Annotated in this window: 13 protein-coding genes and 1 riboswitch; of the genes, 3 read left to right on the forward strand and 10 right to left on the reverse strand. The window is 54.5% G+C overall.

The features are described from left to right. Nucleotides 1–14: 14 nt before the first annotated feature. The 10 genes from ACP15Y_RS07425 to ACP15Y_RS07470 all read right to left on the reverse strand — a co-directional run bounded on the left by ACP15Y_RS07425 (nt 15) and on the right by ACP15Y_RS07470 (nt 10,976). Nucleotides 15–407: a rhodanese-like domain-containing protein gene (locus ACP15Y_RS07425; RefSeq protein WP_424982379.1), complete on the reverse strand. Its 393-nt coding sequence runs from the start codon at nt 405–407 to the stop codon at nt 15–17. 14 nt (nt 408–421) lie between these two features. After that, entirely contained in the window at nt 422–715 is a 294-nt protein-coding gene (locus tag ACP15Y_RS07430) for a GNAT family N-acetyltransferase (protein ID WP_424982380.1), read from the reverse strand. Between the two features lie 74 nt (nt 716–789). Further along, nucleotides 790–1,686: an ornithine cyclodeaminase family protein gene (locus ACP15Y_RS07435; RefSeq protein ID WP_424982382.1), complete on the reverse strand. Its 897-nt coding sequence runs from the start codon at nt 1,684–1,686 to the stop codon at nt 790–792. A 22-nt stretch (nt 1,687–1,708) separates the two neighbouring features. After that, nucleotides 1,709–2,338 (reverse strand): cob(I)yrinic acid a,c-diamide adenosyltransferase, encoded by a 630-nt coding sequence (gene cobO, locus ACP15Y_RS07440; protein WP_424982383.1) that lies wholly within the window; start codon nt 2,336–2,338, stop codon nt 1,709–1,711. After that, nucleotides 2,335–6,048: a cobaltochelatase subunit CobN gene (gene cobN / locus ACP15Y_RS07445; protein ID WP_424982385.1), complete on the reverse strand. Its 3,714-nt coding sequence runs from the start codon at nt 6,046–6,048 to the stop codon at nt 2,335–2,337. Before cobN ends, cobO begins: the two co-directional genes overlap by 4 nt. Beyond that, nucleotides 6,048–7,097 (reverse strand): cobalamin biosynthesis protein CobW, encoded by a 1,050-nt coding sequence (gene cobW, locus ACP15Y_RS07450; protein WP_424982387.1) that lies wholly within the window; start codon nt 7,095–7,097, stop codon nt 6,048–6,050. Before cobW ends, cobN begins: the two co-directional genes overlap by 1 nt. Before the next feature lie 45 nt (nt 7,098–7,142). Next, nucleotides 7,143–7,358: riboswitch (cobalamin riboswitch) on the reverse strand. Between the two features lie 22 nt (nt 7,359–7,380). Beyond that, nucleotides 7,381–8,091, reverse strand: a complete 711-nt coding sequence (mnmD, locus tag ACP15Y_RS07455) for a tRNA (5-methylaminomethyl-2-thiouridine)(34)-methyltransferase MnmD (protein WP_424982389.1) — start codon at nt 8,089–8,091, stop codon at nt 7,381–7,383. A 69-nt stretch (nt 8,092–8,160) separates the two neighbouring features. Next, nucleotides 8,161–9,465 carry a TRAP transporter large permease gene (locus ACP15Y_RS07460; protein ID WP_424982390.1) on the reverse strand — a complete coding sequence of 435 codons (1,305 nt, stop codon included), beginning with the start codon at nt 9,463–9,465 and terminating at the stop codon, nt 8,161–8,163. Next, a complete protein-coding gene (locus ACP15Y_RS07465; protein ID WP_424982391.1) occupies nt 9,462–9,956 on the reverse strand; it encodes a TRAP transporter small permease in 495 nt (164 codons plus the stop codon). The genes ACP15Y_RS07460 and ACP15Y_RS07465 overlap by 4 nt, the downstream gene beginning before the upstream one ends. A 3-nt stretch (nt 9,957–9,959) precedes the next feature. Continuing rightward, a complete protein-coding gene (locus tag ACP15Y_RS07470; RefSeq protein ID WP_424982392.1) occupies nt 9,960–10,976 on the reverse strand; it encodes a TRAP transporter substrate-binding protein in 1,017 nt (338 codons plus the stop codon). A 115-nt stretch (nt 10,977–11,091) separates the two neighbouring features. Here ACP15Y_RS07470 and ACP15Y_RS07475 point away from each other — a divergent pair, with 115 nt between their 5' ends. Genes ACP15Y_RS07475 through ACP15Y_RS07485 form a run of 3 tightly spaced genes read left to right on the forward strand, consistent with a single transcriptional unit; the run spans nt 11,092 to nt 15,864 of the window. Continuing rightward, nucleotides 11,092–11,541: a MarR family winged helix-turn-helix transcriptional regulator gene (locus tag ACP15Y_RS07475; RefSeq protein WP_424982393.1), complete on the forward strand. Its 450-nt coding sequence runs from the start codon at nt 11,092–11,094 to the stop codon at nt 11,539–11,541. A gap of 28 nt (nt 11,542–11,569) precedes the next feature. Then, nucleotides 11,570–12,637 (forward strand): threonine aldolase family protein, encoded by a 1,068-nt coding sequence (locus ACP15Y_RS07480; RefSeq protein ID WP_424982394.1) that lies wholly within the window; start codon nt 11,570–11,572, stop codon nt 12,635–12,637. Between the two features lie 11 nt (nt 12,638–12,648). Beyond that, on the forward strand, nt 12,649–15,864 hold the full coding sequence (locus tag ACP15Y_RS07485) for a 2Fe-2S iron-sulfur cluster-binding protein (protein ID WP_424982395.1): 3,216 nt from the start codon (nt 12,649–12,651) through the stop codon (nt 15,862–15,864).

Consider the following 15,864-nt stretch of genomic DNA (forward strand, 5'->3'; position numbering starts at 1 on the left):
GGTTTCTTTATCCGCTAAACCTTATCTTTCGGCGCGATAATCTCGCCTTCAGCGTCCCGCCATGCACCAAAGCCACCCTCCATATGGGCAACATTGGTATGTCCCATATCTTTGACCGTTTTGGTGGCAAGGGCCGAGCGCCAGCCGGCGGCGCAGAAGAAGATCAGCTTTTTATCAGTTGAAAGTTCTGGCTTATGATAGGGCGAGGTCGGGTCTATCCAAAACTCCAATAAGCCGCGCGGTACGTGTACTGCGCCAGCAATGCGCCCTTCTCGATTAAGCTCGCGAATATCGCGTAAATCGATGAAAAGTGCGTCACCCACATCCACCGCTGCTTTGGCTGCGTCAACAGATAATGTTTCGATTTCTGCTGTGGCGGCATTCACCAAATCCATCGCCGAACTCATGCCGAATTCCTTCGCTAGGCCGCGATGTCGTCCCAGTCTTTATGGCGCTTAAATTGCATCACCACATAGGGGCACACGGGCTGAATTTTCTTATCATGTTCCCGGGCATATTGAACGCCAGCCTTCACCAATTCAAGGGCAATCCCCTTGCCTTCGAAGGGCTTGGGCACGCCAGTGTGGTCAACAACGAAGGTGCCATCGCGATCATGAAAGGTCATTTCTGCCTCATGCCCACCGCCAAGATTGATAAAAAAGCGGCCACGATTGCCAGATTGCTCAAACTGCACATCATATTCTAATTCGGCCATGGTGATCTCCTTAAACGGTGTGTCTGTTCAACACCCTAACGCATGGGCGCTGCAGACGTTGCATCACATTTGTTTTATGCCAAAGCATCAATGGCGGCGGACAGAAGCGCAACTTCGGTGCCTGCCAAGCCTGCCGACAAAAATAGAGATAAATCCCCGGCGCCATACGCGTCTTGATAATCGCCCAGATGTTGAATATTCAGCGCCTGCCCGTGGAACATATGATTTTCGCCTTGGGCCGCAATTTGCTGTGGGCTATCGGATGCGCAAGTGCGAACGCGCTGCAAAATATCCAGCGGCAATTCGTGGCGATCTTTGAATTTTGGTCCCAGCGTGTTGATATGCGCCCCAGTGGCCAGCCACGCAGTTTTGATCACTGGCTTGGCAGAATTGGTGGCCAACACGACAAACTCTGCCCCCTCCACAGCTGTTTGTGCATTATCCGCTGCGTGAACCGGAATGCCAAGTTGCGCCGCCATACGTTGCGCGAAAGCTGAACGCTTTTCCGCGTTGCGGCTAAAGGTGAAAACTTGCTCGATTTTGCGCACAGCGGCGATGGCCAATAACTGCGTTTCGGCCTGCACACCTGTGCCGATCAAACCTAGTTTCTTGATCGGCTCATCGGGCGTCATCAGCGCAGCGGCGACACCGCCCAAACATCCCGTGCGCAGGGCACCCAACCGCTCGCCAATAAACAGGCCCTTCAGTTTTGCACGTGCGCGGTCAAATGCGATCACGACCTGATCTTCATCTACGCCATCGGTCTTCGGAAAGGTATCATACACGCGAAACCCGGCCAATGCGTCATTGCCACCGCAGGTAAAGGTCAGCCCACCTTCGCCAAAATCCACATGATGACGCGGCGGCGCTACAGCGCGCCCTTTGGCATCTGCCTCGATTTGGGCTTGCACGGCCTCCACCAAGATAGACATAGGCACTTTGTTCAGTTCTTCTTCTGTCAGAATGCGCATGTCCGTTGCCTCGAATGTTGGCTTAAAACTCAATCCCCACTTGCGCCTTCACGCCAGAGCGGAACGGGTGCTTCACTTGCGTCATATCGGTAACCAGATCGGCGGCTTCGATAAGTTCATCTTTGGCGTTTCGGCCGGTGATGATCACGTGCTTCATTTCTGGTTTTTGCTCAAGGACTTCCAGCACTTCTTCGATGGGCAGATAGTCATAGCGTAGCACAATGTTCAGCTCGTCGCAGAGGACCATGTCATGCTCATTGTCCATGATGAATGTTTTGGCCTGTTCCCACGCGGCGCGGGCGGCGTCGATGTCGCGTTGGCGATCTTGGGTTTCCCAGGTGAAGCCTTCGCCCATGGTGGCGAGGGACACTTGATCGGGGAATTTATCGAGCACATTGCGTTCGCCGGTGCCCCATTTGCCTTTTACAAATTGCACCACGGCCACTTTCATGCCGTTGCCCAGGGCGCGAAACACCATGCCGAAGGCGGCGGTGGATTTGCCTTTGCCCTTGCCGGTGTGGACGATGGTGAGGCCTTTTTCGATGGTTTTGGTGGCGATGATTTTGTCGCGCGCCGCCTTTTTCTTTTTCATTTTTTCCGCGTGGCGGGCGTTCAATTCTTCTTCTGTCATATTATCAGTTTTTTTGCTCATCCGTTCCCTCCATCGAGAAATGCGTAAACCGAATTGCGTTTTGGCGACCAGAAACCGCGCCGCGCCGCCTCGTTAAATTTATCAATCAACTCATCATAGCCATATTTATTGTTGGCCTGAATAAAATCGCGTACCTCATCATTGAGCACAAAGGCTTCAAAAGCCAGATCAAAATGGTGCGACTTTACCGCGCCTGTGGTGGCGGCAAAGGCGTACATATAATCGGTGGTGGCGATGATTTCGAACGCGCCTTTGTAGCCATGGCGCATCACGCCATTGATCCATTTCGGGTTCACCACGCGGGAACGCATCACCTTGGCGATTTCTTCCTCGAGCGTTTTGGCCACCGGGCGCTCCGGGCGTGAATGATCATTGTGATAATTGGCAGGGGCCTCGCCTTGCAAATGTTTGGCGGTGGCGCTTAGGCCGCCTTCAAACTGGTAATAATCATCACTGTCCAAGAGGTCATGCTCGCGATTGTCCTGGTTGTGCACCACGGCATCAATGTTTTTCAGTCGGTTGATCAGTGCGCTGCGGGCCACGGTGCCATTGGCTTTGGTGCCATAGGCATATTGCCCCCAATTAAGGAAGGTTTCGGCAATGTCGCCCAGCTCGTTCCAGCGGCCTGAATCCATAATGCCTTGCAGTCCGGCGCCGTAGCTGCCGGGTTTAGAGCCAAAGATGCGGTACCCCGCTTCCATCGCGGCAGCGTCTTCGTCACGCCCCTTTTGCATCAGCTCCAGCGCATCGCTGCGCATACGGGCGGCAATCGGGTTCATGTCTTCCGGCTCATCCAGCGCCCCAATGGCGCGGATGGCGCGGTCAAACAGGTCGATCTGCGCCGGGAAGGCATCGCGGAAAAAGCCCGAAATGCGCAGGGTGACATCCACGCGGGGGCGGTTCATTTTGGCCAGCGGGATAATCTCATAACCGCTGACGCGGGTGGAGCCGAAATCCCATTTCGGTTTGGCCCCGATCAGCGCCAGCGCTTGGGCAATATCATCGCCGCCCGTGCGCATGTTGGCGGTGCCCCACACCGACAGAACGATGGATTTGAGATAAAGCCCATGATCCTGAAAATGGCGGGTGACTAGATTTTCGGCTGACTTTACGCCCAGTTCCCATGCGGTCTGCGTGGGCACCGCGCGGTTGTCGAGCGAATAGAAATTGCGACCCGTGGGCAGCACATCCAACCGCCCGCGCGTCGGTGCGCCGGACGGGCCCGGGGGCACAAATTTACCGTCTAACCCGCGCAGCAGATTGGCTTTTTCCAATGCGCCGGACTGGTCAAGTTTGGGCGCAATATCGGTTTGGATATGGTGGAGGATGGTGCGGGTGGCGGTCCAGTCTTCGTCCGGCGCTGCCTCGCCTGCCACCAGCGCATGCGCCAGTTGCTCCAGCCGTTCCACCGTATGGCCCGTATGTCGCCAAGTCTCGTCCAGTTGGGATTGCAAAATTGCCGGACGCGGGCCGGTCCATTCTTTGTCCAGCTCGGCCGATAAGGGATCGAACCCAAGGCCTAAATCATCGGCCAGAGCGCGGATGATGGAGTGGTCCTGATCGCGCTCGCTGCCGCGCGGTACACGGGTGAGCGCCACCAGCAGATCGTGCTTCAATCGCCCCTCTGGCGCTTGGCCAAGTATATGCAGTCCATCACGAATTTGCGCCTCTTTCAGTTCGCACAAAAAGGTGTCGATGGTCTGTAACGCATCGTCATCCTGCGCATCACCCAGCCCCATATCGGCGGCCAGGCCGGTGTCTGCGCACAGGTCAAAAATACGCTGCTTCAAGTCTTTGATGCGGCGTTGATCCATGCCGGAAGCGTTGTAAAACTCGTCCGCCAGCGCTTCCAGATCTTTGAGCGGGCCATAGGTTTCGGCGCGAGTGAGCGGCGGTGTCAAATGGTCGATGATCACCGCGCCGGTGCGGCGTTTGGCTTGGGTCCCCTCGCCCGGATCGTTGACGATGAAGGGGTAAAAGTGGGGCAGTTGCGCCCACAGCATGTGCGGGTAACATTCGTCAGAAAGCGCGACGGCTTTGCCCGGCAGCCATTCCAGATTGCCATGCTTGCCATTATGGATCAGCGCGTCCGCTGCGAATTGGTGCTTCAGCCAAAAGTAGCCAGCGAGGTAACCATGAGGCGGCACCAGATCGGGATCGTGATAGATCGCCTCTTCATCCAGATCATAGCCACGGGCGGGTTGGATCAGGATGGCGGCGTGGCCAAATTGGATGGCGGGCAGCTCAAAATGATCGTCGCGGAAGAAGGGGTCAGTTTCTGGAGTTCCCCATCTTTCCTCAATAGAATTTTTTAGAGTTTCAGGCAGAATTTCATAGAGTTTTCTATAATTTTCTAGAGTTATAGTCGCCTGGCTGGTGCCGCGTTTTGGGGCGGCATTTGTGGGGCCATTTTGCAGCATTTCGATCAGTGCATTGCCGCTTTCGGGTAAATGATCGAGGGCATATCCCGCCTCTTGCAAAAACTGCAAAATATTGAACGTTGAGGCCGGGGCGTCATAGCCGACGCCATTGGCCAAGCGGCCATCACGGATCGGATAGTTGGCCAAGACAATGCCGACCTTGCGCTCGGCGACTTGCTTTTGTCGCAAGGTGCCCCAATTTTTCGCCAGCTTGGCGGCGGCATCGATGCCGGAAATATGGGGTTCGTTGACCGAGAGCGGGCACTCGCTGGCATCGTGCCAGATGTTTTGTGCCTTGTGGGCGATCAGGATATTGCCCGCGCGACCATCTAGCTCCGGCAACACAATTTGCATCGCCAAGTCTTTGGCATTCAGCCCTTGAATATCTTCCTGCCACACCTCTTCAGCGCGTCCCGCCTGCACCAATTGCAGAATCGGCGCATCGGTTCGGGCGAAGGGATTGTCTTCTTCGCTGAGATCATTGATGCCCAAGGCGAAGCCAGTGGCGTTTAGGATCACTTGCGGGTCGAACCGTTGGAACAGCTTTTGGGCAAACTGCACGGGTTCCGCCTGTTTCAAGCTGGTCACCAGCAAGATCAGCGGGGTGAGCCCTTCCTTATGCAATGCTCTCGCCATGCGCTCAATGGGGCGCAGATTGCCACCATCCATCAGGGCGCGATAGGCGATAATGGGGGCATATTTTGCAGCGGGGTCGACGGTGATTTCATCGAGATTGCTGACCAAATGCCGCTCGTGCCAGATAGCGGCATTGGGGGCGGGTTGCGGTGTGGGCAATACTGCTGTTTCGCCTTTGGCGCGGTGGCGCAGATAAGTGAGCAAAGCGCTTAGATTTTGTGCGCCGCCCGCGATAAAGGCTTGATGCAGTTGTTCGTAAATCTCGCCATCGATGGTCGAGCGGCTTTTCAAATCCGGGTCCGGATTGGCATCGCCGGGCAAAAGCGCCAGTTCGATGCCGCGATCGGCACACAGGGCAGCGAGCTGATCTACGCCATAGGTCCAATAGGCGCGGCCACCGAGCACGCGCACCACGATCAATTTGGCGTGTTGCGCCGTGTCATCGAGCCAGAGGTCGATGGAGTAATTGTGGCTCAAGCGCATGGTGTTGGCGAGGCGCACATCGTTAGCGCCTTGCGCATCTACCGCGCCTGCAAAGGCCGCCAGTTCGCTATCGGCGGCGGACAGGATGAGCAGCGGCGCAGGCGATTGGCCTAAGTCAATCGCCTCCCCCTCTTGCTGGATGGCCCCAGCTTGGGCTGATAATAAATGCATCAGGAAAAGGCTTTTTCGAGCCGTTCTGAAATTGCTGCACGGTCCAGAGGAGACTGGCCGATCACCACCAGCGAGGTTTGTTTTTTCTCGTCGCTGGTCCAAGGCCGATCAAAATAGGTGTCGACGCGCGGACCGACTGCCTGAACGGAAAGCCGTGCCGGTGCGTCCTTGATCGCAGCGAAGCCTTTGAGGCGCAGAATGTCGAAATCCTTGATCACATTGCTGATCGCATTGCCCAACTGCACCTTGTCTGCGGCAGCAGGCAGGCGGATGGAGAAGCTGTCAAAATCATCATGTTCGTGATGGTGATCTTCACCCTCATGATGGTGTTCATGGTGAGACTTACGCCCATCCATATCCAATTCGCTCTCGGCTTCAATGCCGAGCAAGGCGGCCATATCAATCTCACCCTTTTGGGTGCGCACCAGCTTCACGCCCTCACGCAATTCTTTGCGGATGGCGGCTTCGACTTTTTCCAAATCTTCTGCTGACACAAGGTCGGATTTGTTGAGCAACACCAAATCGGCACAGATCAATTGATCTTCGAACAGTTCGCCCAACGGGGTCTCATGGTCGAGCATTTCGTCTTGCTTGCGCTGGGCATCTACCGCTGCTTCGTTCGACGCAAAACGGCCCGCTGCGAGAGCCGACGCATCTGCTACAGTGACCACGCCATCGACGGTGACATCGGCTTTGATCTCTGGCCAATTGAAGGCGCGCACAAGCGGTTGTGGCAGCGCCAAGCCGGAGGTTTCAATCACGATGTGATCCGGGCGATTGTCGCTTTGCAGTAGCGCGGTGATCGTTGGGATAAAATCTTCGGCCACGGTGCAGCAAATGCAGCCATTTGCCAGCTCGACCATATCGGTTTCGCTACACGCTTCATCGCCACAGCCTTGCAGCACATCACGGTCAACGCCGACATCGCCAAATTCATTGATGATCAACGCAATGCGCTTGCCTTTGGCATTGTTCAACACATGGCGCACAAGGGTCGTTTTGCCCGCGCCAAGAAAACCGGTGATCACCGTTGCTGGAATCTTTTTCATTTTTGCTCCTTGAGGCATTTGCCTCACCGTCCACCCGACGGCATTCGAGTTATGTTGGCGATGGCAGGTCTCCTGGCTCGCGATTCGAACGATCTCAACCAGCCTTCCCGAAATTTCAGTGGCAAATTGGTTGCGATCTTATCGCTTACAGTTGCGGGGGCAGCCTTGGATTCGTTCCCCGAATTGGGTCGAACTCACCATGTTCCCTTTTCACTTATGAGGTGCTTTTGCACCCATAAGACCGTCGCGTGAACCTTATGAATTGCATGTGCAGCCGGAAGCGTCAATCATTCAATTGAGCGCCGCCCAAAGTGCCGCACATCATCTGCCGTTTGCCCGCATGACCCTTTTTGCGGATCACTTCGAAACCCGCCGCCTGCAAATTGCGGCGGACCCATCCTGCGGCCGTGTAAGTGGCAAACGTTCCATTAGGATGCGTGTGCGCTGCGAGCGCCTGCATCAACTCTTCACCCCACATGGCTGGATTTTTGGCCGGGGCGAAACCGTCCAAATACCATGCGTCTGCTGTACCCTGCCAATTGGGCAAGGTTTGAGTGACGTCACCGATTTGGAGCTGAAGCACAATGCCCGGTTCAATTTCCACCGCATGGCCAACTGCAATTTGATCCCAATGGCTCAACATAATGTCGCGCAGATCAGCCAACATGGGCCATGGTTGGAGCGCGCGCTCAATTTGGTCTGCAGTCATGGGGTAGAGTTCAAATGAGATGAATTGAAGTATTTGGCCCTCGCCGCGCACTTCGCGCCACTGCCGCCACGTTTCGAGAAAGTTTAGTCCCGTGCCGAAGCCAAGTTCGCCGATTGCGAATTGATCCTTCTGCGTCCAACGATCTAGAATATTATTGGATTGGATAAAAACATAATCACATTCTAACCGCCCATCGGCGTGGGAATAGAAATGATCGCCAAATTCGGGAGAAAACGGCATGTCATTTTCGTGCCATTCCAAATCTGGTGATGTTGGCTTTGCCATTCTTTTCTCCGCAAAACACCCGGCTGTAACACCGGGTGTTTTAGGATTTATCGCACGATAAGAAAAGGGCTAATCAAACATCGCATTGGGCAGCATTAGCGCTATTTCTGGGAAGATGACAATCAACGCCAAAGTAGCGATCATGGCGAGCCAGAAGGGCATAATGCCTGCAAAGATGGTTTCGATTTTCACATCTTGCACCACGCTTTTCACAATGAACACATTGACGCCAACTGGAGGTGAGATCAGCCCCATTTCCAAAACGATCACCATCACAACCCCGAGCCAAATGGGATCGAAACCCAGCCCGACCACCAGCGGGAACACGATGGGCAAAGTGATCACCAAGAGGGAAAGCCCTTCAATGAACATGCCCAAAATCACATAGCCCAACAGAATGAGCGCCAAGGTGCCATAGGTGCCCAATGCCAACCCAGCCATAGCCGCCGCGATGGTGGCGGGCAGATGGGAGAGCGCGACGAACGGCGCGAACACGTTGGCGCCCACCAGAATGAAAAACGCCATGCCAGTTGTTTTAAGCGTTTCGGCGCTGACATCGTAAAGCGTGGCCCACGTACATTTGCGCCGAACGATCAACATCACCAACGCAAAGAATGCGCCGACGCCCGCCGCTTCGACCGGAGTGAACAACCCCGTGTAAATGCCGCCAATGGTGATCAACACGATGCCGCCAATGCCAGTGGCCCGAAACAAGCTTGCAAGTTTTTCTTTGGTGGTGAATTGCGGTCCGCGCGGCCCCTCTTCCGGCCAAATAAAGGTGATCACCGCAATCGCCAGCAAAAACATGGTGGTGAGCAAAATGCCGGGCAGCACGCCAGCCATAAACAGGCGGCCGATGGATTCTTCGGTCAACACCGCATAAATCACAAAGCCTGTGGACGGTGGGATCAAAATGCCCAAAGTGCCGCCTGCTGCGATGGCGCCTGTCGCTAGTTTTGGCCCGTAGTTAAACCGCCGCATTTCGGGATAGGCCACTTTGCCCATGGTGATGGCCGAAGCGATGGATGAGCCCGATAGTGCGGCAAAGCCAGCGCACCCCACAATGGTGGCTGCTGCCAACCCGCCCCGCAAACGACCAATCATCTTATGCGCTGCTTCAAACAAGTCTCGACTTAGGCCTGCTGCCGATGCCAAATTTCCCATCAGGATAAAGAGGGGAATGATGGTCAGTTCATAAACGGTGACGGTGGCGAACACTTGCCCGCTGAGCGTGAATGCGGCTGCTTGAAAGCCAGACAAAAAGATTGTGCCGACAAAACCAACCACCAAGAGCGCGATGGCCACAGGGGCGCCCATGGCCAGAAAGACAAACAGGGCGGCGAAGCCCAACACGCCATAAAGCTCGGGGCTCATCGCATAAACCTTTCCACCAGCAACAACACCGCGCTGAGGCCACTACCTGCTGCGACCGCATAATAGGATGGGCCGAACGGCAGTTGCAGCAATAGGGTGCTTTCGCCGAACATGGCGGCTTCCAGCGCGTTGGAAAAGGCGCGCCACGCCAGATAGCTCAAGATAACCACCCCCATAATGGTGACGAGCCAATCCAAGGTTTTTTGCACCCGCTCCGGCATCATATCTGTGATCGTATCAATAGCGATCAGGCGCCCCGACATGACACATAAAGGGAAGCTGATTGCGACGGCGAATGACAGCAATATCTGCGCATAATCATTTGCGCCAAAGATGGGTTTGTTGAACAGCGACCGCAACAAAGCGTCAGAAAAAGACAGGCCCATCAAGATGAAGATAAGGGTGGCGCCGCAGATCACCAGCGGCGCTTCAACCCAGCGACGCCAGGCAGTATTGTGCTGCGCTGACGCCCCCATATGTGGTTCGCTCATGGCTTAATTGCCAGCCAAAGCATCAACAAGTGCGTGTGCATCCACGCCTTTTTGTTGGCCAACTTTGTCGATGAATTCATCCAAAGTTGTCTTCATCTTTTCACGAAACTCGGCATCCGCCGCTGCATCAATTTGGATGGCTTCGACGCCGCTTTCTTGCGCCAGTTCCAAGCCTGATTGCCCCGCATCATAGAAAGCTTGCGCGCCGCGCAGGCTCAAATAACGTCCGGTCAGCTCAGTTAGCTTGGCTTTGTGTTCGTCACTCAGTTTTTCCCAGCTGGATTTGTTCATCAAAAGATAGAAACTATCCAAGGCAGATGGGATGTTGGTGGTGACATATTTAGCTGTTTCATTGAGCTTGTAAGACCGGATGCCTGATGGCCCGATCATCACGGCGTCAATCACGCCTGTGTTCATGGCGTTGTAGGTGTCAGTTGTTGGCATGGAAACGGGAATGCCGCCCCACGCTTTCACCAGCTCGGCCATCACCGGATTTGGGGTGCGGATTTTCATGCCCTGCATATCCGCAACAGAGCGCACAGGCTTGTCCCGCGTGAGCAAAACAGACGGGTTGTTTGCCCACAATCCTAACAGTTTTGTTTGGGCATATTCATCTTCGATCAACTCTAGATTGTCCCAAAGCGCGTGCGTCGCGTCAGTGCCGCTCGCAAACAGGCCGGGAATATGCACCATGGCGGTTTTACTGAATTGGTTTGGCGTATATTCAGGAATGCCAAAAACAATATCGGCCACGCCGGTTACCACGCGTTTATATTGCTGCACCGGGCCTTTGCCCAACTCGCCTGACGGATAGATACGAATGGTCAGTTCGCCATCGGTCGCCGCGCTAAGTTGTTCGGCCAGTGGTGTCATCACCCCTTGGTCCATCGGGTGCATAGATGGCATAAAGTGCGCCAGCTTCAATTCCTCCGATTGAGCCGAAACCGCGCATGCCATAACGCCGAATGTGGCAATGCCCATTGCAGCGATCTGCCTAAATTTCTTGAATTCAACTCTCATTTCTCTCCCCCTCAATTGAATTCTCAATAGTACTTAACATAGGTAGTTATCCATGTTAACTACATAAAAGATTATGAGGTATGATGAGTCAACTGGTTTGTTTTGGAGGCAATCATTGGCTGAAGAATTTACACTGCATAATCGCGTCGGGTTTAAAGTGACCCGTTTGGCGCGAATTATGGAAGCAAAGCTGGAAAAGCAGCTCTCTGAGCACGGGGTGACCCGGCTGATGTGGTGCGTGTTGCGCGGTGTTGGCATGGAGGATGTGCGCTCGCCTTCCGGCTTGGCGGAATATATTTGCATAGCGCGCCCTGCTGTTTCGCGCCTTTTGCGCGACATGGAAAAGCGCAACCTGATTGAGCGCAATGGCATTGATGATGACAAACGCTATCGCGACATTGCGCTGACGGAACTGGGCCAAGAGAAAATGAAGGCCTGCCACGTTTTGGTGCGCGAACTGAACGAGCATTTTGCAGGCAAGTTGGATGACGACACCTACACGATCGTTATGAACGCGATCGACCAGATGACCGAGGGTGAAGACGTGAAGTTGATGCGACTTTAGCGCCATGTTTGAGGGGGGATGATCGAACGTGCAGGATGACGATGCCATTATTGATTTACGCTCCGACACGGTGACCAAACCGTGTGCAGGCATGCTGGCCGCCATGGCGGATGCGCGCGTGGGCGATGATCAATATGGCGAGGACATTGCGACCAACGAGTTGCTGGACTTCGTCGCTGATCTATTGGGCAAAGCACGCGCCCTGTGGCTGCCTTCGGGCACCATGGCCAACCAAGTTGCCCTGCGTGTCGCCACCCGGCCCGGCGACGATGTTATCGTCTCCCGCGAAGCACATTCGGTTTGGCACGAACTTGGTGGCAGCGCAGCGAATGCAGGCGTTCACATGACCGAAATTGGCTGTGATGGCCATTTCGATTTGGCGCAATTTGAGGCGGCGATCAAACCGCAGAACCATCACATCTATCCGCCAACGACGATGGTGCAAATTGAGCAAACGCACAATCGGGCCAGCGGGACTGTCTTTTCACCTGACACGGCAATGCAGATTTGCGAGATGGCGAAATCCGCCCATATATTCAGTTATATGGATGGTGCACGCTTGTGGAATGCGGCGGTGGCCACAGGCATTGATATCAAAGAGCTTGCCGCGCCATTTGATGCGGTGATGGTGTCTTTATCCAAGGGACTCGGTGCGCCCGGCGGATCGATCCTAGCAGGTTCAGCGCGCTTCATTGACCAGGCGGTGCGGCAAAGACGTATTTTTGGTGGCGCTATGCGCCAGACCGGATATTACGCTGCCGCTGGGCAATATGCGCTCGCCCACAATCTGACGCGGTTGAGCGACGACCACACCCATTCGCGCACCCTCGCGCAAGTATTGGCCACATGTGAGCACATCGAGATCGATGTGCAAAAAGTGCAGACCAACATCATTGTGTTTAACCTCAAGTCGGGGACTATTTCTGCACCAGAGCTGGTGCGCGCGGCCAAAGAAAAAGGCGTGCTTATGAACGCTTTGGGGCCAAGGAAATTGCGCCTTGTGACCCATCTTGATGTTTCAGCCGAAGCCTGCATCAAAGCCGCCGAACTTATTGCCGACATTCTGACCCACCAGCCGCATCCCTGCGCGGCATAAAGGAAAATTGAGTGAAGTATTTTTCCAGCAAAAAGCGTCCAATTCACCTCGGCTCTTATCCGCTAGAACGCCTTAAGCGTGCGGATCGTGTGACCAATTTGGATCGCCTTCCGCGTTTTGAGCAAATGCAATTTCGGTTTGAGGCCGCGCCTGAAAACATCATCAATGCTATGGCTGAGGGTCAGGCCATGTTGGACGCAATTCGCGATGGCTTGGTCAATAAAGCGAAGGCAGAAGTGCCGAGCGATCTGGTTGAGCGACAAAACCACCTAAAGGCGTTTGGCTATTTCTCGGATGTGGCCATGGCAGGCACCTGCGCGTTTGCGCCGGACATGATGCTTGATGCCCCCGTCCGCAATCCTGATATTGATCGACTGGCGCAAAAATTGCGCACAGATCAGACAAAATCACTCGCTTCTGGCGTCGACATGATTATGGCGGACTTGCGCGACGCGATGAATGCGCCGCCGCGTGAAATGACCCACCATCAACATGCATTGGTGTTTGTGGTGGAACATCCACGCAAAATCTGGCCTGACGAGCCAGGCGCGTCTTGGTTGAACGGCGCACAGGCCCACCGCTCTGCCCTGCGGGCGAATGAAGCGGCGGTTGTGCTGGCGCAATATATTCGACTGCTGGGCTATGATGCCCGCGCGCACTCACATTCAACAAGCGATGTTGATTTAAACCGTTTGGCGGTGGAAGCTGGTTTGGCGACAGCGGAAAATTGCTGCCTAACCAATCCATTCTTAGGGCCCCATTTCTCCATCGCGGCGGTGACCACGGATTTTGAATTTGCCCACGACAAACCGCTGGCCCCACTGGACGAACAACCAAAATCGCAACTTAAAGGCTGGGCGTGGAAATTGGGTTATGGCACCGGAAAAAGTGCCAAAAATGCTGATCCATATGCTGGCCGGCGATTTGTGGACGGGGCGCACCCGTTTGAAACATTGAAGCGGGTTGAGGAACCCACAACATTTATCGATGAGGATCGCGTCCCACGTGTGCCCAAACGCACCGATTTGTTTGCGCGCTCATTGTTCGGCGATATGGGAAAACGCAATCAGGAAGCCTCGCGCGGTGGCAAATATGTGCGCAAATCAGCCCCGTCGATGGCGCAGCGGCGTGCGCTGGGGGCGTTTGTACTGTTGCAGGATGGCGAACCGGCCCCGGCACCAAGCACCACCACGCTCAATGCGCAAAAGAATGCAGAAAACATCAAAGCCATGTCGCACTTTTTGGGGGTAGATGCAGTTGGGATTTCACGCTGCCCGGACTGGACTTGGTATTCCCACGACGCGGTAGGCGATCCGATTGATCCGCCGCACGATCAAGCCATTTCTATGGTGATCGACCAAGGCTATGACACCATGGAAGGTGCATCTGGGGACGATTGGATTGCGGTTTCGCAATCAATGCGTGCCTATCTCCGCTTTTCGATTTTGGGCAGCATTGTCGCCAAACAAATCCGCTCGCTCGGCTATGGCGCGCGGGCACACACAGTGATGGATGGCGAAGTGCTGCAACCACCCCTTTTGTTGCTTTCGGGCCTTGGTGAGGTGAGCCGCATTGGTGAAGTGATCCTCAATCCATTTTTGGGACCACGTTTAAAATCTGGTGTGGTGACCACCACCCTGCCCATGACCCACGACAAGCCCATTTCCTTCGGCCTGCAGCAATTTTGTGAAAGCTGCAACAAATGTGCGCGTGAATGCCCATCCGGCGCGATTACCGCTGGTCCGAAATTGATGTTCAACGGCTATGAAATTTGGAAATCGGATAGCCAAAAATGCACCACTTATCGCATTACCAATGAAGGTGGGGCTATGTGTGGCCGCTGCATGAAAACATGCCCGTGGAACTTGGAAGGTATTTTTGCGGAAGCGCCGTTCCGCTGGGCCGCGATGAACATTCCTAAGGCTGCGCCCGCTTTGGCCAAATTGGATGATGCGCTGGGCAATGGCGAGCGCAATTTGATCAAAAAATGGTGGTGGGACATTGAGTTGCATGAAGATGGCGGCTATCGCCCTACACCACATAAGGTGAATGAACGCGACCTGCAAAAAGATTTGGATTTGAAATTTGAGGACCAAACCTTGGCGGTTTATCCGGCAAATTTGGCGCCGCACCCTTGGCCGTTCCCTTTCCCCATGGATCGCGAAAAAGGCATTGAAGCCTATCAAGCCATGATCACCGCAGACCAATATAAGGCGAAGCTGGCGCGGGGTGAAACGGACGGGCTGGCGCATGAATATCGCATTGAAGGCGATGCGCCCGTCATCCGCGTGCAGATCGCCAAAGCAGAACCCATGACGGACATGGTGACCAAATATGAATTTGCCAGCCTAGATGGCACGCCCCTGCCTGATTGGACGGCTGGCGCACATCTCGACATTGTGGTCGCACCAGAATTTTTGCGGCAATATTCTATGTCTGGCAATCCGGCGGACAATTCAAAATATCAAATTGGCGTGCTGCGCGAAGATGAAGGGCGCGGCGGTTCGCAATTGCTGCACCGCATCTTCACAGAAGGACGCAAGATTTTCATCTCAAAACCGATCAACCACTTCCCATTGGCGGAAGACGCCAGCAAAAGCTTTTTAATGGGCGGTGGCATCGGCGTGACGCCCATGATCGCCATGGCTCACCGCCTCCATGCATTGGGCGCCGATTTCGAACTTCATTATTGTTGCTCTTCGCGAAAAACAGCGGGTTACCTCGATGATTTGGCGCAGTTTGAATGGGCAAACCGGGTGCATTATCACTTTAGCGATGAAGGCACACGCGCTGATCTCGACGAAATCTTGCGCCATTACGAACCGGGACAACATGTCTATTGTTGTGGGCCAGATCGGTTTATGGCGGGCGTGATGGAAAGCGCGGAACAGCAAGGCTTTGCTGAAGAAGAACAGCATCTGGAATATTTCAATGTGCCGGAATTACCTGAATATGAAAATCATCCGTTCACGTTGAAACTGGCCAAATCGGGCAAGGAATTTGCTGTGCCAGCTGACAAGTCCGCCACAGATATTTTGCAGGAAAATGGCATTCAGATCGATGTGAAATGCTCGGACGGGATTTGCGGCGTTTGCAAGTGCGGCATTGTTTCTGGCGAGGTTGAGCATCGGGATTTTGTGCTGTCGAAAAAGCAAAAGCAGGATAGCGTTATTTTGTGCCAATCGCGCGCTGCAGCGCCGAATGGGGTTTTGGAGGTTGATCTTTGA

Origin of the sequence: Maritalea sp. S77 (genome assembly GCF_049801075.1) — a bacterium.
GTDB lineage: Bacteria > Pseudomonadota > Alphaproteobacteria > Rhizobiales > Devosiaceae > Maritalea.

What these genes read in the sequence shown, in the direction of transcription:
- ACP15Y_RS07435 (WP_424982382.1), bottom strand. Translation starts at nt 1,686, where the DNA reads ATGCGCATTCTGACAGAAGAAGAACTGAACAAAGTGCCTATGTCTATC.
- ACP15Y_RS07430 (WP_424982380.1), bottom strand. Translation starts at nt 715, where the DNA reads ATGGCCGAATTAGAATATGATGTGCAGTTTGAGCAATCTGGCAATCGT.
- ACP15Y_RS07470 (WP_424982392.1), bottom strand. Translation starts at nt 10,976, where the DNA reads ATGAGAGTTGAATTCAAGAAATTTAGGCAGATCGCTGCAATGGGCATT.
- cobO (WP_424982383.1), bottom strand. Translation starts at nt 2,338, where the DNA reads ATGAGCAAAAAAACTGATAATATGACAGAAGAAGAATTGAACGCCCGC.
- mnmD (WP_424982389.1), bottom strand. Translation starts at nt 8,091, where the DNA reads ATGGCAAAGCCAACATCACCAGATTTGGAATGGCACGAAAATGACATG.
- cobN (WP_424982385.1), bottom strand. Translation starts at nt 6,048, where the DNA reads ATGCATTTATTATCAGCCCAAGCTGGGGCCATCCAGCAAGAGGGGGAG.
- ACP15Y_RS07425 (WP_424982379.1), bottom strand. Translation starts at nt 407, where the DNA reads ATGAGTTCGGCGATGGATTTGGTGAATGCCGCCACAGCAGAAATCGAA.
- cobW (WP_424982387.1), bottom strand. Translation starts at nt 7,097, where the DNA reads ATGAAAAAGATTCCAGCAACGGTGATCACCGGTTTTCTTGGCGCGGGC.
- ACP15Y_RS07460 (WP_424982390.1), bottom strand. Translation starts at nt 9,465, where the DNA reads ATGAGCCCCGAGCTTTATGGCGTGTTGGGCTTCGCCGCCCTGTTTGTC.
- ACP15Y_RS07465 (WP_424982391.1), bottom strand. Translation starts at nt 9,956, where the DNA reads ATGAGCGAACCACATATGGGGGCGTCAGCGCAGCACAATACTGCCTGG.